Genomic DNA, 19,829 nt, shown 5'->3' on the forward strand with positions numbered 1-19,829 from the left:
CGCTGTGCCCTGGTGCCCGGCGGGTGTGTTGTCGATTCCGGCGGTATCGTGGGGGACATGAAAGCCGAACCACTGCAGCCGGCCAGCCTGGGTCGGCATCTGGCCGCTCGCAATCACACCGCCCGTGGAACCGATGGGGACTTAGCCGATGTCCTCGCCCGTGACACGACCCGGCTGGTCTTCGCCGACCACGGCTACCTGCTGGTCGCCGCCGGTAGTCTGTGCACGATGGGCCCCGACGAGTATCTGGCCCAAGCCTCGACCATTACAGGCACCCGCATCTACCTGGGTCTGGACCAGGGAGTGGACTACGTGGGCATCGGCCTCGATCAGGCGGGCCGGGACGCGCTGGACGCCCATCTGGACGTCCATCACTCCCTGGATGCCGAGGACATGCTCGACGCCCCGGCATCCGGGTTGCACTCGGTGCGGCCCCACTGGGTCGACCTGGGCAGTCTGGCGGAGGAATTGAGCGACCTGGATGTGGGCCTGGCGTGCGCACTGGTCGCAGTGAACAACTGGCATATGTCGCACACCCACTCCCCGCGCAACGGATTGCCCACCACGCCGGTCGCGGGAGGCTGGGTCAGGCGGGACCCGACCACCGGATCCGAACACTTCCCACGGACCGACCCTGCGGTCATCATGGCCGTCGTGCACACGGACTCGGCCGGGGTCGAACGATTGCTGCTGGGAAACAACGCACTCTGGGAGCCAAACCGCTACAGCCTGCTCGCCGGTTTCGTCGAACCCGGTGAGACGCTGGAGCGCGCGGTTGTGCGCGAGGTGTTCGAGGAGGCCTCCGTGGTCTGTCATTCCCCTGTGTACGTCGGCAGCCAGCCGTGGCCCTTCCCCTCCTCTCTCATGCTGGGTTTCTTCGCCACGGCGGAGTCCCGTGACGCGCGTCCCGACCGCGATGAGATGGCCGGACTGCGGTGGGTGACGCGGAAGGAACTACTGGCCGAACGCGCCGTTGGCACTATGCGACTGCCCGGCACCGTGTCGATCGCCGGCCAGATCATCGAGTCCTGGCTGGCTGGTGATCGGTGACGCAGGGGCACGCGCCCACTGAGGGGCTGGACCCCGATGCCCTGCTGGCCGGTCTCGACGCCGAACAGGCGCAGGTCGCCACGCACACCGGCGGGCCCCTGGTAGTCCACGCGGGCGCCGGAACCGGTAAGACACGGGCGATGACCCACCGGATCGCCTATGGGGCGGCCACAGGAGGTCTCGACCCCCGACACGTCCTCGCACTGACCTTCACGGCCAAGGCGGCCGGGGAGATGCGCTCGCGCCTGCGGGGCCTGGGAGTGCCGATGGTGCAGGCGCGGACCTTCCATTCGGCGGCCCTGCGGCAGTTGCGCTACTTCTGGCCGAGGTTCGCGGAGGGGGACTTCCCCCAGCTCATCACCGCTAAGGCGGGGCCGGTCGCCAGGGCGATGGCCGAATCCGGGTTCGAGGTCGAACGTGAGACGGTGCGCGATGTCGCAGCGGAGATCGAATTCGCCGCGGTCAGCCTGATTGGTGTGGAGGAATACGCTGCACAGGCCGGGCACCGGGAACTGCCGGAGGGAATCGACGCTGCGGCCATGGTGCGCATCATGACGGCATACGGCGAGTTGAAATCGCGTGGACGCCTGCTGGACTTCGAAGACGTGTTGCTGGTCCTCGATGGGATTCTGGGCACCCGCGAGGACATCGCGGCGGAAATCCACCAACAGTACCGCCACTTCGTCGTCGACGAGTTCCAGGACGTCTCGCCCCTGCAGTTCGATCTGCTGATGCGCTGGCTGGGCCGGCGCGACTCACTGTGCGTGGTCGGCGATCCGGCTCAGACGATCTACAGTTTCGCGGGGGCGCGCGATGGATTCCTCTTGGGCCTGCCCAATCGCCTGGAGAACGTGCGGACCGTCTCCCTGGTGCGCAACTACCGCTCGTGCCCGCCGATCGTGGCGGCTGCCAATCGCATCCTGGCACACACCGGCCGTAAACCCCTGGTGCTGCAGCCGGTGCGCTCCGGTGGCGGGCCCGTGCGGTACACGGAATATCCCGACGACGAAGCCGAGGCGATGGGCGTGGCGGAGGCCGTCGCCGGCCAGATCGCGGCGGGCCGGCGGGCCGGGGACATCGCGGTGCTCTTCCGCACCAACGGCCAGAGTCGGGCCTTCGAGGAAGCGCTGAGCCGCCGCGGCATCTCCTATGTGCTGCGCGGCGGCGAGCGCTTCTTCGCCAGGCGCGAGGTCAAGGAGGCGATCGCCGTGCTGCGCGCCAACCAGCGCAGCGTCCCCGGCACCACACCCCTGTCGGAGGCCGTGCGCGAGCTGGTGGCCGGCGTCGGATGGACCACGAGCGCGCCGACGGCCGGGGGACGGGTGCGCGAACGCTGGGAGTCGTTGAGCGCACTGGTCGACCTGGCGGACGAGATGCAGGCCGAACACGAATTGCCGGTGCCGCTGAGCGCTTTCGTCGCGGAACTCGACGATCGTAGGGAACACCAGTTCGCACCGGCCGTGGACGGCGTGACCCTGGCCAGCGTCCACGCTGCGAAGGGACTCGAATGGCCGGTCGTATACCTGGTGGGGCTCTCCGAGGGGCTTCTGCCGATCTCCTATGCCCGGAGTCCGGGGCAGATCGCGGAGGAACGGCGGTTGTTCTACGTGGCGCTGACCCGCGCCAGGGACGAGGTCGAGCTCAGCTGGTCGCTGGCGCGTCAACGCAGCCAGGTCAACCGGCGCAGGCCCTCGCGGTTCGTCCAGGAGACCCGTGCGCCAGGGCCCGGTTCAACCGGGCACACAGCGCCGGCGCCGAGGCCGCGGGCCCGGCGCGAACTCCGGTGCACGAACTGCAATCGGGTGCTCGACACCCCGGCACAGAAGGCACTGGGTCGGTGTGAGGAGTGTGCGGGCCCGGTGGACCGGGCCGTGTTCGACCGGTTGGTGGCATGGCGCGCGGAGCAGGCGGAGGTGGAGCGGGTTCCCGCATACATGGTGTGTACCGAGTCGACCCTCGAACTGATCGCACGATTGCGGCCGACCGCGCAACGGGAGCTCGCCCTGGTCCCGGGGATCGGACCGGTCAAACTCGAGCGCTACGGCACGCGCCTGTTGGAGGTGCTCGCCGGCTGAGGTCGGGATCACGGCTCAGCCGGCTGGGGGACGGGTGGGCACTGCCAATGGGATGCGGCATGGGCAGGATGGGGAGAAGCCGACAGTGACGTCCTCCGCCTGGCCCAACGGCAGGCTCAGGCGCAGTCCGGTGTCCGCGGGCTTGAGCCCCAGCAGAGCCGCTCTCAGATGGCCGGCCAGGTGCGCCGCGCCGAGGTCGTGCAGGACGGGGTCGAGCTGGTCGGCCCGCCAGCTGGAGGTGCGCAGGGCCCTCCAGGACTCGAACCAGGAATCGTCGGAGTCCATGGCCGCTTCGACCAGGCAACCCGAGCATGGCGTCCGACCCGCGCGGATGATGTGCCCGATTCTGGTACTGGCCTCGCCGAACACCACGTGCAGATGCGCAATGTCCTGCTCCACCAGGGCCGCGGCGCTCAACAGGTCTGCGGCCAGGAAGGAGGTGAGCACGACCACCTGTTCTCGATTCGGGCCCGTCGGCTCTCCACTGAGCGCGTGCGCGTCGAGCCCGGCCCTGCGCAGTACCGGGGCCAGTGATTCGGCCAGGGGACCGACGATGTCGATACGTGTTGCGGCCAGTTCCCGGTCCAGGGCCGCTGGGTCGTGGCCGGTGGCGGCAGCCAGTGCTTGCACGTGTTGTCCTGCCGGGTCGCCGGGTGCTGACTCCGCCGGGACCAGGGCACCCGCCTGGTCCAGCAGGCCCAGGAGCATGGCCGCTCGGTCCGCGTCCATTCCCGCCCTGGACACGGCGGCATCCAGTTCCGCGGTGCCCAGGCCCAACCTCAGCCGGTTGATCAGTTCCACGTCTGCAGCGCTGAGCCCATCGACGTAGACGGGATCTTCGCTCCCGATCTGCATGCTGTTCTCATCGATCCAAACCAGTGGAAGGGATGTGAATGTTCGATACATGGTGACCTCCGTGTGCACAACGGTACGGTCTGGTCCACGGCAGGGGAAGGGAAGGGGCAAAATCTGTGGACAAGGTGACGCACGGTCGCGGAAGGGTATGCGCACCGCGCCGGCCGGGTGGGGGAACGGATGCGGGCGCCGACCGAGTCGATGGCGTCGACCCGGGCGACGCCCGTTCCGTTTGTTCGGACTGCACCCAGGGCGTCCACGGACCTTCCCCTTGTCCACGGCCGCCGGGCATTGTGCAGCCCGCACATCAAAACTATTGCCAGACACACCGGCGCGTCAAGCCGGGTGTGGCTGTGCTTGTGTGATAAAGGAGCCCGGGAATGGGGATGTGTCGGTGCCCGAGGGTAGATTCGATGCCATGGATACCACTGAGGTGCGCGCATTGTTGGAGGCCGGCGACATCGAAATCCGCAGGTCGGCGCGCCGGCGCAAAACGATCTCCCTGACCGGGGCCCCGGGATCGTGGGTGCTGGCGGTTCCCCAGCGCTGGCGGCCCGAGGGGAATCTGGGGCAGATAGCCGAACTCATCACCCGTTTGGAGAAACGGCGGGGCCGGCCACGGCAGTCGGACGCCCAGCTGTGGGAGCGGACGCTGGAGCTGAACACGTGCTATTTCGCCGATGGCATAGCCCCGGCCAGCGTCGTGTGGGTCGAAAATCAGCGCAGCCGGTTCGCCTCGACGACACCGGCGACCGGGGCGATCCGGGTGTCCAACATGTTGCGCGAGGTTCCCGACTGGGTGCTGGACTCCGTGCTGGTCCACGAACTCGCCCACTTGCGCCAGGCGGACCACTCGGCGCGTTTCAAGGAGTTGACCGCCCGCTATCCGCGGACCGGGGAAGCGCAGACGTATCTGGAGGGCTTCAGCGCGGGCATGTCGTTCGCAACGGGGTCGTGAACGGCTCAGGATGTGCCGGAGCGGCCCAGCGCGGAGCGGATCCGGGGGAGTATCCCCGGCAGGCGGCGGACGATGTCGGGTGCGGTCTCCTCCGGTAGTGCATCGAGCCGGTGCCACCCGATCTCCAGGGACTCCGGGGAGGCCGCGATCGGTTCGGCGGGATCGAGAACCGCGGCGTACATGATGTCGGCGTGTATCCGACAGGTGCCGAAGGACTCGGGCAATTCGTGGATGCTCGCGGACACCGGGAGGTCCACCGCGGGTTCCAGGCCCTGTACTCCGGACTCCTCCCGGGCCTCGCGCACGGCGGCCTCGAGCACGGAGGCATCGCCGGCCTCCAGGTGTCCGCCGAACTGCAACCACTGTCGGGCCTTGCGGTGCAGGGTCAACAGGACCCGGTCGAAGTCGGGGGAGACGACCAGGCAGCTGGCGGTGACGTGGACCGGATTGGCCCTGACCCCGCTGGCATCCCCGGTCCGGTCGATGAAACCGGCGATTCTGTGAGCGTGCCCGGGTTCACTCATGGCGGGATCGGCCCGCCGCAGCAAGGCGGCGATCCGAGCCCAGGCCGTGGCATTCCCTCCGGGTGGGAGGGTCACTTCGCCCTGCCCTCGCCGCCGCCCTCCTCGTCGAGGAGCCGGTAGAGCGCGGCGTCGAAGTCCGCATCCCCCTCCCAGCCGGCCGTGCGGCGCTCGCGGTAGCCCAGTGGGTCGTCGAGGTCCGCTTGCTGGGGTAGATCGTCCAGGTGGGTGAAGACGGCGTCGCGGGCTGCCGCGCCCTCCGTCTGCTGCAGATAGCCGAACAGGGTGGAGGCGTCCTTGATGCGCGTTGGCTGCAGCCTGAGCCCCAACAGGTCTTCGAAGGCCTGGTCCGCGGTGCTGGTCATCGACAGGCGCTCCCGGATGCCGGCCCGCAGCAGGTCCCGCTGCGGCAGGTCCTTGCACGCTTCATAGGTCACGACCTCGACCCAACCCGCAATCGTCGACAGCAGGACGTCAAGGCTTTCCAGGGCATCGCGCTGTGCCGGATTGTCCTGGGGGCGGAACAGGTTCCCGCCGATCTGCTCGCTGATCTCCTGGATCTTCGCCGGGTCGAAGTTCCCCGGGTCGATGTCGCCGGCCAGATTCTGCAGCCCGTCCAGATCGACTTCGATGTTCGAGGCGTACTTCGCCAGGACCGTGCTGATATGACCGGCCAGGTACGGGGCGCGGGAATACAGCCAGATGTGTGCCAGCTCCATCACGGCGAGATAGAGCCGCAGCTGCTCGTCGTCGACGCCCATGGAGGCGGCAGCGCCCGGCAGGTTGACGGCGATCAGGGCCGGGGCCCCGTCGGCGGTCACCGGCAGCCCGTATTCGGTCCCAGTGAGAACGCTGCCGGAGAGGTTGCCCAGGGCCTGTCCCAGCTGCGTTGCGAACATCTGGGCACCCATCGAGCCGAAGATCTGCTGGGCACCGGCGAGGAACCCGCGCATCTCCTCGGGCACCTGGGCGCCCAGCGATCGGGTCAGGGCCGAGGTCATGTTCGTCTTCACCGCATCGGTCAGCTCCAACCAGCCGGCGGCGGTCTGCTCGACCCAGGTCCGCCGGTTGAATGCCCGGCCGTTGAACGAAGTCGCGGGGGAGTCGATGACCTGGCCCAGCCAGAGTTCGGCCAGGCGGAACGCCTCCTCGACCAATTTGGTCTGCTCGGTGCTGACAGTCGGGTCCGGCGTCGGGATGTGACCGGTGGCGGCTCGGATCACGGTGTCGGGACCCGCCTGGGCCCCCATCATGTTCTGCAGGTTCTGCATGAAGCCGCCCAGCATGGCCGGATCGAAGGGCATTCCTCCGGGCATCTGACCCGCGGGCTTGCCGTCGGGGCCGAAGAACATCGCGAACATGTCACCGAACGGATTGTTCTCGTCGTCGGGACGGTCTTTATCCTCGTTGCGGTCGGTCATGCTGGCCCCTTCCGGATGGCTGGTACGGAGTTTCCTCGATTCCTCAAGGGTAACGAGTCGTCCTGGCGATTCCTTCCGTTCCGGCGCCGGTGCACCGGGTATTTCGTTCACGGCGAAACATCCCCTGTGCGCAACCGGGGGATTCGTGCAGTGTGCCTTGGTGGATTAGACTACAGGGGCGCCCTACGGGCGCGGCGGATGTTCAGGACGGGATAGGCACAACGTGAGTCTTTCAGCAGATCAGACGGGTCACAGCGGGAGAAAGGGGACGACGGGGAAGTCGTCTCTGCCGGGTGTACTGACCTATCTGCTCATCATCTGTGCACTGGTCGTCCCCGTCCCCTACATGATTCAGAAGCCAGGCCCGGTGTTCAACACCCTGGGTGGCACCGGCGAGGGCGATCACACCCCACTGCTGAGCATCACGGGGATGAAGACGTATCCGCTGTCGGGGCAACTCGACATGCTCACAGTCGGTGTGGTCGGCGGGCCGGGACGCCGGGTCAACGCATCCCAGGCCGTGCAATCGGTCATCGCCGGGCACGACACGGTCCTGCCCAAGGAGGCCTACTACCCCCTGACGACCACTGCCGAAGAGGTCGATACCGCGAACACCGCGGAGATGGCATCCTCGCAGGATCTGGCGACGGCGGCCGCGTTGACCGAACTGGGCGTCGATTTCGGCTCGGCACTCGCAGTAGCGCAGGTGACCCCCGGCAGCCCGGCCGACGGCACACTGCGGCCGGATGACCGCATTCTCAAAATCGATTCCAGTCAGGTGTCCGGGGATAACGCCGGAGCCAAAACCGTCCAGACCCGGGTCGCCAAGGGCCGCCCCGTCGATCTGACCATCCAGCGCGGCAAGACGAAGAAGACGGTGACGATCAGGCCGACGCAGACGGACGGGAAGTTCGCCCTGGGCATCGTGTTGGGGCAGAAGTACGACTTCCCCGTCACGGTGAAGTACAACGTCGAGGGCGTGGGCGGGCCATCGGCCGGAACGATCTTCGCGCTGACGATCATCGACGCGCTGACCCCCGGTGATCTGACCGGCGGTAAGCCGATCGCGGGCACTGGCGCGATCACGGCCGACGGCACCGTCCAACCGATCGGCGGGGCCAGACAGAAGGTCGCGGCCGCAGCGGCCGCCGGCAACGAGTACTTCCTGGCACCGCGGGACAACTGCGCCGAGGTCCTCGAGGCCGCAGCCCAGACGGATCTGCACGTCGTGCGCATCGACGATCTGAAGTCGGCGCGGGCTTCGGTGGAGAAGATCGCGGTCGGCAGGACCACGGGCCTGCCGGCCTGCGGGACGAATTGATGTAACAGAAGAGCTTCCGGCGCGTGTTCGACGCGTCGCCGTGGCCCCGGCGGTTCCGGGGTAACCGGAATTACCCAGGGACGAGGAGAATCACCCCGTGTCACAGTCGCCACCCCGCCCGGCCAGCGCCGGCGCCACCCGCCGCGGCAGGCCATCGCCGCTGATCCTGACGATCATCGCGGTGGTCGTCCTGCTAGTCCTGTTCGTCGCGTTCTCGCAGGTCTACACGGAGGGCCTGTGGTTCAACCAGTTGGGTTCTCTGTCGGTGTTCGGCACCCAGTGGATCAGTCGGATCGTGTTGTTCCTCATCGGGTTCGTGCTGCTGGGTGTGGCCGTGTGGTTGCCGCTGTTCCTGGCCCACCGATACCGGCCCGTATATGCGCCGACGACGCCGCGGCAGGAGAACCTGGACCGCTATCGTGAGGCCATCGAGCCGCTGCGCAAGGGCTTGACCATCGTCGTGCCCGTGGTGGTCGGCCTGCTCGGCGGGCTGGCGCTGGCCCCGTCGTGGAAGCAGGCGCTGGAGTTCGTCCACCGCACACCCTTCGGGAAGGACGATCCGCAGTTCGGGCTGGACCTCGGATTCTACGTGTTCACCCTGCCGGTCCTGCAGACCGCGGTGAACTTCCTGGGCACTGCCCTGCTGCTGACCGTGATCGCCGGCCTCATCGCCCACTACCTGATGGGCGGGATCCGGCCCGCGGAGACGAAGGGCCTGACCCTGACTCGAGCCGCGAAGGTTCAGCTGGCGATCAGCGCGGCCCTGCTGCTGCTGAGCCAGGCGGCCCGTCTGTTCCTGGGGCGCTTCTCGGCACTGATGGATGATTCCGGCCTGGTCACCGGTGCGACCTATTCGGCGGTCAACATCACCCTGCCGGCGCTGCTCATCGTCTCCGTTGCAGCCGCCGTGGTGGCCCTGCTGCTGGCGGTCAACGCATTCCGTCCCGTGTGGCGGCTGTCGATCGTGTCCGTGGTGATGCTGCTCGTGCTCGGCGGGGTGGCCGTCCTCGGCCTGCCCGCGGCGGTTCAGCAGTTCAAGGTCCAGCCGTCCGAGTCCAACCTCGAGCGCGAGTACATCCAGCGCAATATCGATGCGACGCGCTCCGCCTATGGGATCGCCGATGTGGACGTGAAGTCCTATGAGCCCAAGACCACGGCGGCCTCCGGTGCTCTGGCCTCGGATGCGGAGACGGCGGCCTCGATCCGCCTGCTCGACCCGAATCTGGTTTCGGATACCTTCCGGCAGCTGCAGCAGCAGCGGCCGTTCTACTCCTTCCCCGAGCAGCTCGATGTGGATCGCTATCACATCGACGGGCAGACCCACGATTCGGTCATCGCGGTGCGCGAACTCAACGCGAACTCGCAGAGTGACTCCTCCTGGCTGAACCAGCGTGTGGTCTACACCCATGGTTTCGGCGTCGTGTCGGCCTATGGAAATAAGCAGGGCAACGACGGGCAGCCGGTCTTCATGGAGTCGAACATCCCGCCCAAGGGAATCCTGGGCGACTACGAGGAACGCGTGTACTTCGGTGAGAGCTCGCCGACCTATTCGATCGTCGGTGCGCCCGACGATGCCGACCCGCGCGAAATCGACTATCCCTCCGACGAGGGAGACGGCCAGGTCTACAACACGTTCAAGGGCGACGGTGGCCCCAAGGTGGGCAATCTGTTCAACCGACTGCTCTACGCGATCAAGTTCCAGGATGAACAGATCGTCCTCTCCGATGCGCTGAACCCGGATTCGCAGATCCTCTACGACCGTGCTCCGCGTGAACGCGTAGAGAAGGTAGCGCCCTTCCTCGAAGTCGACGGCGACCCGTACCCTGCGGTCATTGACGGTCGGATCAAGTGGATCGTCGACGGCTACACGACCAGTGCCTCGTACCCGTACTCCAAGCCCGAAACCCTGGGGGACGCGACTCGGGACTCGGTGACGCAGCGCAGCGGCAACACGGTGCAGGCACTGCCGGATGAGAAGGTCAACTACATCCGCAACTCGGTCAAGGCCACGGTCGACGCCTATGACGGCTCGGTCGACCTCTACGCCTGGGATGACAAGGACCCGGTGCTGCAGACCTGGCAGAAGGTCTTCCCCGGTATGCTCAAGCCGCTGTCGGACATGTCCGGGGATTTGATGAGCCACGTCCGCTATCCGGAAGATCTGTTCAAGGTGCAGCGTTCGCTGCTCTCGCAGTACCACGTGGCAGATGCGGCCTCGTTCTACACCCGACAGGACTTCTGGTCGAACCCGGTGGATCCGACGGCGGACAGCCAGGGCAATTCGCCCCAGCCGCCGTACTACCTGACGATGAAGATGCCCGGTCAGGACCAGGCCGCGTTCTCGTTGACCTCGACGTTCATCCCACGCCAGACCGAGGGACAGAGTCGTAACAACCTGACCGGCTTCCTGGCAGCGGATGCGGATGCGGGTTCGACGGCGGGTAAGCCTGCGGAGACCTACGGCAAGCTGCGCCTGCTGCAGCTGCCACGCAACACCACGTTCCCCGGCCCCGGACAGGCGCAGAACAACTTCAATACCGATCCCACGGTGCAGGAGGCCCTGCTGGCCCTGCGGCGCGGTAACGATTCGACGGTCCAGAGCGGCAACCTGTTGACTCTGCCGGTGGCCGATGGCCTGCTGTACGTGCAGCCGGTCTACGTGCGCTCCTCCGGACAGACGTCGTATCCCAAGCTGCAGCGGGTGATCGTGGCATTCGGTGACAAGATCGGCTTCGCCGCAACCCTCGATGAGGCGCTGAACCAGGTGTTCGGCGGCAACTCGGGCGCCGATGCCGGCGATGCCGGAACGGACAAGCAGGATGAGGACTCCGGCTCTTCGAATGGTTCGGGCGGCGATAAGTCCGGAGACGCGAAGACGGACCGCAGCCCCTCGCTGAACAAGGCGCTCAAGGACGCCAAGCAGGCGATGGAGGACTCCGACGCTGCGATGAAGGCGGGTGACTGGGCGAAGTACGGTCAGGCGCAGAAGCGTCTGCAGGCCGCGATCGACGCCGCTCAGAAGGCGGAGGCCGAGGCCAAGAAGTAACGGCAAGGGGACCGGCGGGCACCGATTTGCCGCTTGGCTCTGTGGCGACTATAGTTGTGTGAGTCGCCGCGGGGTGGAGCAGTTCGGTAGCTCGCCGGGCTCATAACCCGGAGGTCGTTGGTTCAAATCCAGCCCCCGCCACGGAGATAGGCCCCCATCAGGTGTTTCACCTGGTGGGGGCCTTTTTATGTCCGCGGGTGTCGCGTGGTTGTGGGTTAGCGGCAAGAATGTGTGTACAGCGTCGGCGTGTCTAGCGTCTTCTTCCACCCCATCCGTGTTGGATTCCGTTGCCGTCTTCGGGGCTGAAGGCGGTGCCGTAGAGCAGGTTGGTTTCCTCGCGCCCGGTCTCGGGCTTGACAGTTGTCCGGGTCGTTTTGGTCCTCCAGTGGGCTGGTGTGACGAGCATCCAGGGGTCTTCAGGTGCTTGTGTGCGCCGGTAAAGCAGCCAGTCGACTCCGCGCCTGGCATGGTCGATCGACATGCCACGGTGGTGGCGTAGGAAGTCTTTGATCGCCTTGTTCGGTCCGCCTTCTAACGCGTTCGTCGTCTTCGCGATCGTGTAGCCGTCTTCGGCGAGTTTCAGCCAGGTGAATAACTGGTCGGCGCGGATCAGGTTGGCCAGCAGTTTGTGGGCTCTGCGGGTGCGGATGTGGGTGTACCACCAGGACTGGTTGGTTCTGGCGTATGCGGGCCTGGTGATCCCGGATTGGGCGCGGGTGCGGTGTTTGAGGAACGTTTCCCAGTGTGCTTCCCACGTGGCGAACTCGGCACTCCAGGTAGCGGCTTGTTCCAGCGTGGTGACGCGGCTCAGGGTCTTGTACAGGCCGAGGAGTTCCTTGTTCGCCGGCAGGCTGGGATGCCGGGTGAGGTGTTTGTGCGCGGCTTGGCGGATGTGGAAGTGGCAGCGTTGGATGCGCGTGTTCGGCCAGAGGCGTTTGATCGTCGAGGTCAGTGGCCCGTTGCCGTCGACGATCGCGGTGACCGGTGCCGGGATGCGTTCGATGAGTGCGGTCCAGGAGGCGGTCTTCTCCTGGTCGCACCATTGCCAGTCGATGACGTGGCTACCGGTGTGGGCGATGAGAACACACCAGCCGTTGAAGTACGTGCCGTCGAGCATGATCTGGTCGTGGGTTTCCCCGGTCGGTGTGATCGTTGGGCGCACGTTCCAGCACCAGGCCACACGGTGGCGGAATGTCCGGCCGGATTCGGTGGTGCCGCCTTGTCGTGTGGTGCCGGTCAGCCAGGTGAGGAAGTCGGTGAACTCGGCCTTGCGTGTGATGTCGATGCGTGACTGTGTGGTCGAGGCGCCGCAGTGTTTGCAGCGCCAGCGTGTCCGCCCGGCGGTGGTCTTGCCGTTTTTGACGAGCTTGTTTGCGCATACACCACAGTGGGGGTGATTCCTTGGATTGGGCACTGAACATGCTTGCAGACCATGTTCGGCCCGGTCTTGCCCGTCTGTCTACTGGGCAAGCGCCATATCCTGTACACACATTCTTGCCGCTAACCCGTGGTGCACTCGGAGTGCTGCACGTCATAGAGTGGACGCGTACGAGGGGTTGACATTGTTAAAAAGTGAACTAAAGTAGTTGAACGTACAACAACAAAGCAACCACGCAATGGAGGCACACCATGACTGCACTTCCCACCAACCTGACCGCCGGCACCTGGAACATTGACCCGGTCCACTCGAGCTTCGGCTTCTCGGTCCGCCACTCCGGCGTGTCCAAGGTCCGCGGCGAGTTCGAGGACATCGCCGGCACCATCGAGATCGGCGAGCAGTTCGAGGACACCACGATCACCGCCAGCGCGAAGATCGACTCGGTCAACACCAAGAACGAACAGCGCGACGGCCACCTGAAGTCCGGCGACTTCTTCCTGGCCGAGGAATACCCGGAGATGACCTTCGCCGCCACCCAGATCAAGGACTTCGACGGTGAGGACTTCGTGCTCGTCGGCGACCTGACCATCCGCGGCGTGGCGAAGTCGGTGGAGTTCGCAGCCTCCTTCAACGGTGTGAGCACAGGCGGGGAGACCCCGGTCGCCGGCTTCGAGGCCTCGGCCACCATCAACCGCAAGGACTTCGGACTGAGCTTCGACGTGGTCCTGCCCGGCGGCGACCTGCTGGTCGGCGACAAGGTCAAGATCAGCATCGACATCGAGGCCGCCAAGGCCTGAGCGCAGCTCTGAACGACTGATAGCGCTAAGAGAGCCGGGGCCTGCGACGTTTCACACGTCGCAGGCCCCGGCTCTCTTAGCGTTGTGAGGATCCGGCGCGAGGCGGTTCTAGAACCCGTGGGTGGCCAGCTCGCCGATGCGCTCCACTGCCAGCGCGACATCGGCAGGTGACTTGCAGTACGAATAGCGGATCGCGCTGCGGAACTCGGTTGCCGCAGGAGAACCAGCCCGGCACAGCCCTGCCACGGGGATTCCGGTAAAGCCGAACTCACGGCTGAGCCGCTCATTGATCGTAAAGGCGTCATCGTCCGTGAGCCCGGAGAAGTCGGCGATGATGAAGTACCCGCCCTGTGGTGTGCTCACCCGCAGTCCGGGCACTGCGCGCAGAGCCGCGGCGAGTCGGTGCGCGCGTTCGAGCAGCGAATCGTGGTTTTCCGCGATGAACCCGCGGTCGTCGACCAGGGCCTGGGCGACTGCCAGTTGATAGGCGGGATTCGCGGTGAAGGTCAGGAATTGCTTGACCGTCTGGATGGCCAGACGGACCGGTTCAGGGGCGACCACCCACCCGATCTTCCACCCGGTGATATTGAATGTCTTCCCGGCCGAGCTGGTGCTGATGATTCGCTGTGAGTCGGGGACCAGGGCGGCCAGCGGAACGTGCCGGTTGGGCGCGAAGGCCAGGTGTTCGTAGACCTCATCGGTGATGACCCAGAAGTCGTGGGCCTGCGCTGCCGCGTGGATGCGCAGCAGATCCTCGGGCGAGAAGACGAAGCCCGTGGGATTGTGCGGGCTGTTGACGATGACGGCATCGACCCCTGCCGCGGTCGCCTCGGCGAAGGCGTCCCAGTCCGGCGCGAATCCGGACTCTCCGGCGAAGCGGATGGGGACCGTGCGCAAAGTGGCGCCGGCCAGTTCGGTCGCCGCAGCATAGGAATCGTAGAACGGTTCGAAGGTCACCACTGTCCCACCCCGGGGCACCAGGGCCAGGACCGTCGCCGTGATCGCCTCCGTGACGCCCAGGGTGACCAGCACCTGTGCGGGGTCGACTGCGAGCCCGAAGTCGCGGGCGCGCTGGGCGGAGACCGCTTCCAGCAGGGCGGGCTGGCCCTGCCCGGGCGGATACTGATTGGCACCAGCGCGAGATGCCAGCGCAGCGGCCTCGAGGAGGAACTCCGGTGGGTTGGTACCAGGAGCCCCCTGTCCCAGATTGACCGCCGAGCTGGCCGCTGCTAGCTGGGTCATCTGCCCGAACACCGTTTCGCCCACCGTTCCGTCGGGCCCGACCAGTCCGGCCGAGCGGGCCAAGTCCATCCACAGGGGTGAGGCGTTGATATCGGGCACCTAGATCATCTCCAAAACGTCGTCGTGCAGTTTCCCATTGCTGGCCAGGGCGCCTGGGCCCACGGGGCCGGGGAAACCCTGCAGATTCGTGAAGCGGCCACCGGCCTCCAACACGATCGGGACCAGCGCGGCCATATCGTAGAGCTCCAGGTCGGGTTCGCACGCCAGGTCGACTGCCCCCTCGGCGACCAACATATACGACCAGAAGTCCCCGAAGGCCCTGGTTCGCCATATGGCGTCGCACAGGGACAAGAAGTTCTCCCTGCGGCCGAGTTCTGCCCAGCCGCCCAGCGATGAATACGACAGGGACGCATCGGCCAGGGATGCGACACCGGAGACGTGGATGGGCTGGGGGGCGCCGCCGTCAAGGCTGAGGAAGGCACCCTGGCCACGGGCAGCGAACCAGCGCCGGCCCAGTGCGGGAGCGGACACGACGCCCACCAGGGGTGTGTCGCCGTCGTAGAGCGCGATGAGGGTGGCGTAGGCCGGTACGCCACGCACGAAGTTCTTGGTCCCATCGATCGGATCGACGATCCAGCGTCGACTGGCGGTGCCCCTGGCACCGTACTCCTCTCCCAGGACGGAATCGGCCGGCCGCTCCTGTTCGAGCACCCCGCGGATCATCGCCTCGACGGCCCGGTCCACATCCGTCACCGGAGTCAGGTCGGGTTTGGTCTGGGTGTGGAAGTCATGGGCCCGGAATGCGGGCAGGGTCAGCCGGTCGGCCCGCTGTGCGAGTTCGAGGGCCAATGCGAGATCTGTCATACCCCAACTCTAGCGAGCCCGGCTGACTCAGTTGCGGGGTCGATCCCATTGGGCCGGCGCGAGGTTCGCCAGGAGACGGCGCAGCGAAGCCAACCGGGCGACGCCGGCGACGCCCGCTCTGCCCTGGGCTACCCACTCGTCAAGGGCACAGCCCGGTGCGTCTGCCAAATGCGTGCAGCCGCGGGGACAGCCGGCCGTGGCCGGGACCAGTTCGGTGAAGGCCGCCAGCACATTGTCGGGGTCGACGTGGGCGAGCCCGAAGGACCGTACACCGGGGGTGTCGATGACCCATCCGCCGCCGGGCAGGGGACTGGCCAGCGCGGACGAAGAGGTGTGTCGGCCCCTGCCCGTGACGTCGTTGACCGCGCCCGTGGCTCGATCCACATCGGGCACCAAGCGGTTCATCAGGGTGGACTTGCCGACACCGGAATGGCCCAGCAACACGCTCAGGTGGCCGGTCAGCCGCGTGCGCAGTTCGTCCACGCGCGGCAGCCCCTGTGCGTCGAGTCCGCACTCGATGATATCGGCACCGGTCTGGGAGAATCTGGCGGTGAGTTCGTCGGCGGGCTTCAGGTCGGTCTTCGTGACGGCCAGTATCGGGGTGATGCCGGCGTCGAAGGCCGCCGCCAGCGCCCGGTCGATCAGCCCGTCACTGGGCTCGGGATCGGCGGTTGCCGTGACGATGACGAGCTGATCGGCATTGGCGACGATGACACGTTCACTGTCATCGGAATCGTCCGCGCTGCGTCGTAGCACGGTCGCGCGCGGTTCGACCAGCACGATCCGCGCCAGTGTGTCCGGACGTCCCGAGGTGTCGCCGACGACCCTGACCACATCGCCGGGGACGATCGCGTTGCGCCGCAGCGCCGAGGCCCGCACACAGGTCAGCGCGGCACCGGCTCGCAGGTTTCCGGGACCGACGGGCCCGGTCCGGCTGCCGCCGTGCTCCGGCGTGAGCAGGCGTGCGCGGTACCTACCCCGATCGACCGCGACGACGACGGCGGCCAGTGCGTCGGCGAAGCGGGGCCGGTCCTTGGTCCGCGGGCGCGAGCCATGGCGGTTCGGGCGGGCCCGGTAGTCGTCCTCTGTGAAGTTCGTGTACCGACGGCTCATCTGCCCACCATGGCCGACCACAGCTCGGTGAACTCCGGCAGCGTCTTGGCGACGGTGCCAGGATCGGCGATCACCGTTTCGGGAACCAACAGGGCCAGGAGCGCCCCGGCCATCACCATGCGGTGGTCGGCGTAGGTGTCCCATCGGGTGCCGTGTGAAGGCGGTCCGGTGATCGTCAGCCCGGCGGGCTGTTCGACGACATCGACGCCCGTCTTCGTCAATTCCCGCGCCAGGGCCGCCAGCCGATCGGTCTCATGGCCACGCAGGTGCCCGATGCCGGTGAGCTGGCTTGTGCCCTCGACCTGTGCGGCGACGGCGGCGACCACAGGGGTCAGTTCACCGACCGCGGACAGGTCGAGGTCGACCGGACGCAGCCTGTCGGGTCCCATCACACTCAAACCGGCCGGGGTGAGTTCCCAGGAGCCGCCGAAGGCCTCGGCGATCGAACGAATGGCGTCCCCTGCCTGTGTGGTGTGGTCCGGCCAGGCGGGCACCGTCACCGTACCGGAGGTGATGAGCGCCGCGGCCAAGAAGGTCGCTGCATTCGACAGGTCGGGTTCGACCGTGACCTGCAGACCCCGGGGGCGGCCGGGGGCCACATGCCACGTGTGGTCCAGAGGTTCGGTCACTGCGACCCCGGCGGCACGCAGCACCTCCACCGTCATGTCGATATGGGGTCGCGATGGTACGGTCGCGCCGGTGTGCTCGATGATCAGACCGGTCGGCAGCGCGCCGCCGGCCAACAGCAGACCGGAGACGAACTGGCTGGACGCCGAAGCGTCGATGCGCACGTGCATGGGAGCAGCTGTGGATTCGGCGGTGTCCGGTGGGATCACCTCGAGGGGAAGCGCATCGCCTGTGACGGCGCAGCCCAGCTGGCGCAGGGCGTCTGCGACGGTGTCCATCGGACGCGTCCGGGCAGCGGGGTCGCCGTCGAATACCGCGGGGATGCCCAGTACTGCGGCCAGGGGCGGGACGAAGCGCATCACGGTGCCGGCCAGCCCGCACTCCACATGCACGGGTTCGCCGGCGGAGTCGAGCGGCCGGATCGGTTCGACCCGCACGCGCCCGGAATCGTCTGTCTCGATCCGTGCGCCCAGGGCTCGCAACGCACCGATCATCAGCGCCGTATCACGGCTGTGCAACAGTCCGTCGAGAACCGACGGGCCCGTGGCCAAAGCAGCCAGCACCAGGTACCGGTTGCTCAGCGACTTCGAGCCGGGAACGGCGACAGTGGCGACGACGGGAGCCGGATGCTGCGGCGCCGGCCAGGCGGCGGGGTTCAGTTCTGGACTCCCAGTTTGTCCAGGGTCTTCGCCCCGGCTGCCTCGACCTCGCGGCGCAGGTGGCCGGCAGCATTCTGCGCCCGCCAGGCGAGTCCGGGCCGTCCCGCGGTGTCGACGGAGGCCAACAGGGTGCCGCCCAGCAGCGAGGTCTTGACCACCAGACCGCCGTCGGCGCGGCGGTCCTCGGGCGCGGCGAGACGTTCGCCGATCAGGTCGAAGGCGTAGGTGCCGACCAGGATCGCCGCGGAGGTGCGCGGAGCCCGGCCGACGGCCAGGAGCGAACCTGCGAGGATCTGAGCGGCGCCGGTGCTGCGTGCGACCAGGGTGGCGTCAACCGCCTTGGGCAGGCGGTCTTCGAACAGGCGGAGGACGGGCGCGGCGGCCTGTGCGGCGTTCTGGGGCCGGCGCAGACGTGCGATGCCGTTGGCGACGAACGCGGAGGCGAGCATGGGGCGGGCGAGGAGCCGGATGAGTGACACGGTTGATCCCTTCGACGGACACGGTGGTTTAGCGCACCTGGACTCCCTCCAGCATAGTGGGCGCGCTGCGATCGCGCCGGGTCGCATATCACTGCGACGCTCGTGGTGGTCCTGGAATAAGCCGCCGCCGTACTCCGTTGCACCGGTGTGAGCCCGGGGCCGCAGACGCCAGGGCACGGAATCGGCAGGCCAGTGAGGGGAAGTGGTCGAATATATGGTGAAGAGCCCGACCCGGTCGCGTGGGGGCGCGGCGACACCGGAAGTACCATTGACGGTAATGACTAAAGTGACGCAGACAGACGAGACCGATGAGGAACGCTCGGCCAGGTTCGAACGCGATGCGCTCGAATACGTCAACCAGCTCTACGCCGCCGCCCTGCGCATGACGCGCAACCCGGCGGATGCCGAGGACCTGGTGCAGGAGGCCTACGCCAAGGCATACGCCGCCTTCCACCAGTACACGCCGGGGACGAACCTCAAGGCATGGCTGTACCGGATCCTGACGAATACGTTCATCAACACCTACCGCAAGAAGCAGCGACAGCCGCAGGAGTCCTCGGGCGAGAACATCGAGGACTGGCAGATCGCGCGCGCCCAGGGGCATTCCTCCTCCGACGGCCGCTCGGCCGAGCTGGAGGCCCTGGACCATCTCCCGGATTCCGATGTGAAGCGGGCGCTGTCCCAGCTGCCGGAGGACTTCCGGATGGTGGTCTACTACGCAGATGTCGAGGGCATGCCGTATAAGGAGATCGCACAGGTGATGGACACCCCGATCGGTACGGTCATGTCCCGGCTGCATCGGGGCCGTAGGCAATTGCGGGACATGCTGGCCGACTACGCCGCCCAGCGGGGATTCGTGAAGAAGGATACGGAGGTGAAGAAGAAGTGAAGAGGGAAGAGGTCGCACCCGCCGCGAGTGGGTGCTGCGAAGCGCAGCGCGCTGTGTCCTTGGAACGCATCTACCATTACCTCGACGGCGAGCTGGACCAGGAGGCCCTGAGTGCCATCGGCAAACACCTGGCGGAATGCCCGGGCTGTATGCGCGAATACTCGATCGAGGCGGCACTGAAGGAACTCGTGCGCCGCTCGTGTCGCGACGAACAGGCCCCGGCGGGTCTGCGCGAACGCATACAACGGCAGATCCTGGTGGAACGCACTGCCGGCCACACGCGGACGACCGTGGTCACACGGGTCGGCCACGAGTCGTACTGAGGGACTCGGACAGACCTGGAGCGCAACACAAGAGCCCGGTTCGAAGGGAAATCCTTCGAACCGGGCTCTTCGTCTATCGTCCTGGGACGATCATGCGTTGGGACGCTTGCCGTGGTTCGCACCACCGCGCTTGCGGTCACGACGCTTACGTGCGCGCTTGCTCATTGTGTTCTCCTCCTTGCTCTGCTTGACAATGTTCGCATACGGACCC

At 66.8% G+C, this 19,829-nt stretch carries 18 protein-coding genes and 1 tRNA gene; 9 read left to right on the plus strand and 10 right to left on the minus strand.

Features of this window, described 5'->3' with window-relative positions:
* Positions 1-57 precede the first annotated feature (57 nt).
* Together nudC and NQ034_RS04275 are read left to right on the plus strand one after the other, a co-directional pair.
* Complete coding sequence (nudC, locus tag NQ034_RS04270) at positions 58-1,050, plus strand: NAD(+) diphosphatase (protein ID WP_257047205.1); 993 nt, start codon at positions 58-60, stop codon at positions 1,048-1,050.
* A complete protein-coding gene (locus NQ034_RS04275; protein ID WP_257047206.1) occupies positions 1,047-3,125 on the plus strand; it encodes an ATP-dependent DNA helicase UvrD2 in 2,079 nt (692 codons plus the stop codon). The genes nudC and NQ034_RS04275 overlap by 4 nt, the downstream gene beginning before the upstream one ends.
* Positions 3,126-3,140: 15 nt before the next feature.
* Here the strand turns inward: NQ034_RS04275 and NQ034_RS04280 are convergent, their stop codons facing one another.
* Positions 3,141-3,980, minus strand: a complete 840-nt coding sequence (locus tag NQ034_RS04280) for a hypothetical protein (protein ID WP_257047335.1) — start codon at positions 3,978-3,980, stop codon at positions 3,141-3,143.
* Between the two features lie 418 nt (positions 3,981-4,398).
* Between NQ034_RS04280 and NQ034_RS04285 the strand changes: the two genes are divergently transcribed.
* Positions 4,399-4,938 (plus strand): M48 family metallopeptidase, encoded by a 540-nt coding sequence (locus tag NQ034_RS04285; RefSeq protein ID WP_257047207.1) that lies wholly within the window; start codon positions 4,399-4,401, stop codon positions 4,936-4,938.
* Between the two features lie 5 nt (positions 4,939-4,943).
* Here the strand turns inward: NQ034_RS04285 and NQ034_RS04290 are convergent, their stop codons facing one another.
* Together NQ034_RS04290 and NQ034_RS04295 are read right to left on the minus strand one after the other, a co-directional pair.
* The gene (locus NQ034_RS04290) at positions 4,944-5,462 is read right to left on the minus strand and encodes an NUDIX hydrolase (RefSeq protein WP_257047208.1); all 519 of its coding nucleotides are present in this window, start codon (positions 5,460-5,462) and stop codon (positions 4,944-4,946) included.
* Between the two features lie 71 nt (positions 5,463-5,533).
* On the minus strand, positions 5,534-6,880 hold the full coding sequence (locus NQ034_RS04295) for a zinc-dependent metalloprotease (protein WP_257047209.1): 1,347 nt from the start codon (positions 6,878-6,880) through the stop codon (positions 5,534-5,536).
* 223 nt (positions 6,881-7,103) lie between these two features.
* On the opposite strand from NQ034_RS04295, the gene NQ034_RS04300 reads away from it, so the two are divergent.
* From NQ034_RS04300 to NQ034_RS04310, 3 genes are all read left to right on the plus strand, one after another.
* Entirely contained in the window at positions 7,104-8,201 is a 1,098-nt protein-coding gene (locus NQ034_RS04300; RefSeq protein WP_257047210.1) for a YlbL family protein, read from the plus strand.
* 97 nt (positions 8,202-8,298) lie between these two features.
* Positions 8,299-11,247: a UPF0182 family membrane protein gene (locus NQ034_RS04305; RefSeq protein WP_257047211.1), complete on the plus strand. Its 2,949-nt coding sequence runs from the start codon at positions 8,299-8,301 to the stop codon at positions 11,245-11,247.
* A 67-nt stretch (positions 11,248-11,314) separates the two neighbouring features.
* Positions 11,315-11,388: transfer RNA gene (locus tag NQ034_RS04310), tRNA-Met, on the plus strand.
* A 109-nt stretch (positions 11,389-11,497) separates the two neighbouring features.
* On the opposite strand, the gene NQ034_RS04315 is transcribed toward NQ034_RS04310, so the two are convergent.
* Positions 11,498-12,661, minus strand: coding sequence for an IS1249 family transposase (locus tag NQ034_RS04315; protein ID WP_257047212.1), 1,164 nt, complete (start codon positions 12,659-12,661; stop codon positions 11,498-11,500).
* A 215-nt stretch (positions 12,662-12,876) separates the two neighbouring features.
* On the opposite strand from NQ034_RS04315, the gene NQ034_RS04320 reads away from it, so the two are divergent.
* Entirely contained in the window at positions 12,877-13,422 is a 546-nt protein-coding gene (locus NQ034_RS04320; RefSeq protein WP_257047213.1) for a YceI family protein, read from the plus strand.
* Positions 13,423-13,530: 108 nt separating this feature from the next.
* Here the strand turns inward: NQ034_RS04320 and NQ034_RS04325 are convergent, their stop codons facing one another.
* Genes NQ034_RS04325 through NQ034_RS04345 form a run of 5 tightly spaced genes read right to left on the minus strand, consistent with a single transcriptional unit; the run spans position 13,531 to position 18,406 of the window.
* The gene (locus tag NQ034_RS04325; protein WP_257047214.1) at positions 13,531-14,763 is read right to left on the minus strand and encodes an aminotransferase class I/II-fold pyridoxal phosphate-dependent enzyme; all 1,233 of its coding nucleotides are present in this window, start codon (positions 14,761-14,763) and stop codon (positions 13,531-13,533) included.
* Complete coding sequence (gene hisN, locus NQ034_RS04330) at positions 14,764-15,528, minus strand: histidinol-phosphatase (RefSeq protein WP_257047215.1); 765 nt, start codon at positions 15,526-15,528, stop codon at positions 14,764-14,766.
* A 27-nt stretch (positions 15,529-15,555) separates the two neighbouring features.
* Positions 15,556-16,641, minus strand: coding sequence for a ribosome small subunit-dependent GTPase A (rsgA, locus tag NQ034_RS04335; protein ID WP_257047218.1), 1,086 nt, complete (start codon positions 16,639-16,641; stop codon positions 15,556-15,558).
* Positions 16,638-17,927, minus strand: a complete 1,290-nt coding sequence (aroA, locus tag NQ034_RS04340; protein ID WP_257047330.1) for a 3-phosphoshikimate 1-carboxyvinyltransferase — start codon at positions 17,925-17,927, stop codon at positions 16,638-16,640. The genes rsgA and aroA overlap by 4 nt, the downstream gene beginning before the upstream one ends.
* Complete coding sequence (locus NQ034_RS04345; protein WP_257047219.1) at positions 17,924-18,406, minus strand: DoxX family membrane protein; 483 nt, start codon at positions 18,404-18,406, stop codon at positions 17,924-17,926. Before NQ034_RS04345 ends, aroA begins: the two co-directional genes overlap by 4 nt.
* A gap of 214 nt (positions 18,407-18,620) precedes the next feature.
* Here NQ034_RS04345 and NQ034_RS04350 point away from each other — a divergent pair, with 214 nt between their 5' ends.
* A complete protein-coding gene (locus tag NQ034_RS04350) occupies positions 18,621-19,295 on the plus strand; it encodes a sigma-70 family RNA polymerase sigma factor (RefSeq protein ID WP_373456768.1) in 675 nt (224 codons plus the stop codon).
* On the plus strand, positions 19,292-19,618 hold the full coding sequence (rsrA, locus tag NQ034_RS04355) for a mycothiol system anti-sigma-R factor (RefSeq protein WP_373456769.1): 327 nt from the start codon (positions 19,292-19,294) through the stop codon (positions 19,616-19,618). Before NQ034_RS04350 ends, rsrA begins: the two co-directional genes overlap by 4 nt.
* Positions 19,619-19,708: 90 nt before the next feature.
* On the opposite strand, the gene NQ034_RS16380 is transcribed toward rsrA, so the two are convergent.
* The gene (locus NQ034_RS16380) at positions 19,709-19,783 is read right to left on the minus strand and encodes a 50S ribosomal protein bL37 (RefSeq protein WP_104061284.1); all 75 of its coding nucleotides are present in this window, start codon (positions 19,781-19,783) and stop codon (positions 19,709-19,711) included.
* Between the last annotated feature and the right edge of the window lie 46 nt (positions 19,784-19,829).

The sequence above is a fragment of the Brevibacterium moorei genome (assembly GCF_024580735.1).
Lineage (GTDB): Bacteria > Actinomycetota > Actinomycetes > Actinomycetales > Brevibacteriaceae > Brevibacterium > Brevibacterium moorei.

What these genes read in the sequence shown, in the direction of transcription:
- nudC (WP_257047205.1), top strand. Translation starts at nt 58, where the DNA reads ATGAAAGCCGAACCACTGCAGCCGGCCAGCCTGGGTCGGCATCTGGCC.
- rsgA (WP_257047218.1), bottom strand. Translation starts at nt 16,641, where the DNA reads ATGAGCCGTCGGTACACGAACTTCACAGAGGACGACTACCGGGCCCGC.
- NQ034_RS04295 (WP_257047209.1), bottom strand. Translation starts at nt 6,880, where the DNA reads ATGACCGACCGCAACGAGGATAAAGACCGTCCCGACGACGAGAACAAT.
- NQ034_RS04320 (WP_257047213.1), top strand. Translation starts at nt 12,877, where the DNA reads ATGACTGCACTTCCCACCAACCTGACCGCCGGCACCTGGAACATTGAC.
- NQ034_RS04290 (WP_257047208.1), bottom strand. Translation starts at nt 5,462, where the DNA reads ATGAGTGAACCCGGGCACGCTCACAGAATCGCCGGTTTCATCGACCGG.
- hisN (WP_257047215.1), bottom strand. Translation starts at nt 15,528, where the DNA reads ATGACAGATCTCGCATTGGCCCTCGAACTCGCACAGCGGGCCGACCGG.
- NQ034_RS04285 (WP_257047207.1), top strand. Translation starts at nt 4,399, where the DNA reads ATGGATACCACTGAGGTGCGCGCATTGTTGGAGGCCGGCGACATCGAA.
- NQ034_RS04280 (WP_257047335.1), bottom strand. Translation starts at nt 3,980, where the DNA reads ATGCAGATCGGGAGCGAAGATCCCGTCTACGTCGATGGGCTCAGCGCT.
- NQ034_RS04350 (WP_373456768.1), top strand. Translation starts at nt 18,621, where the DNA reads ATGGTGAAGAGCCCGACCCGGTCGCGTGGGGGCGCGGCGACACCGGAA.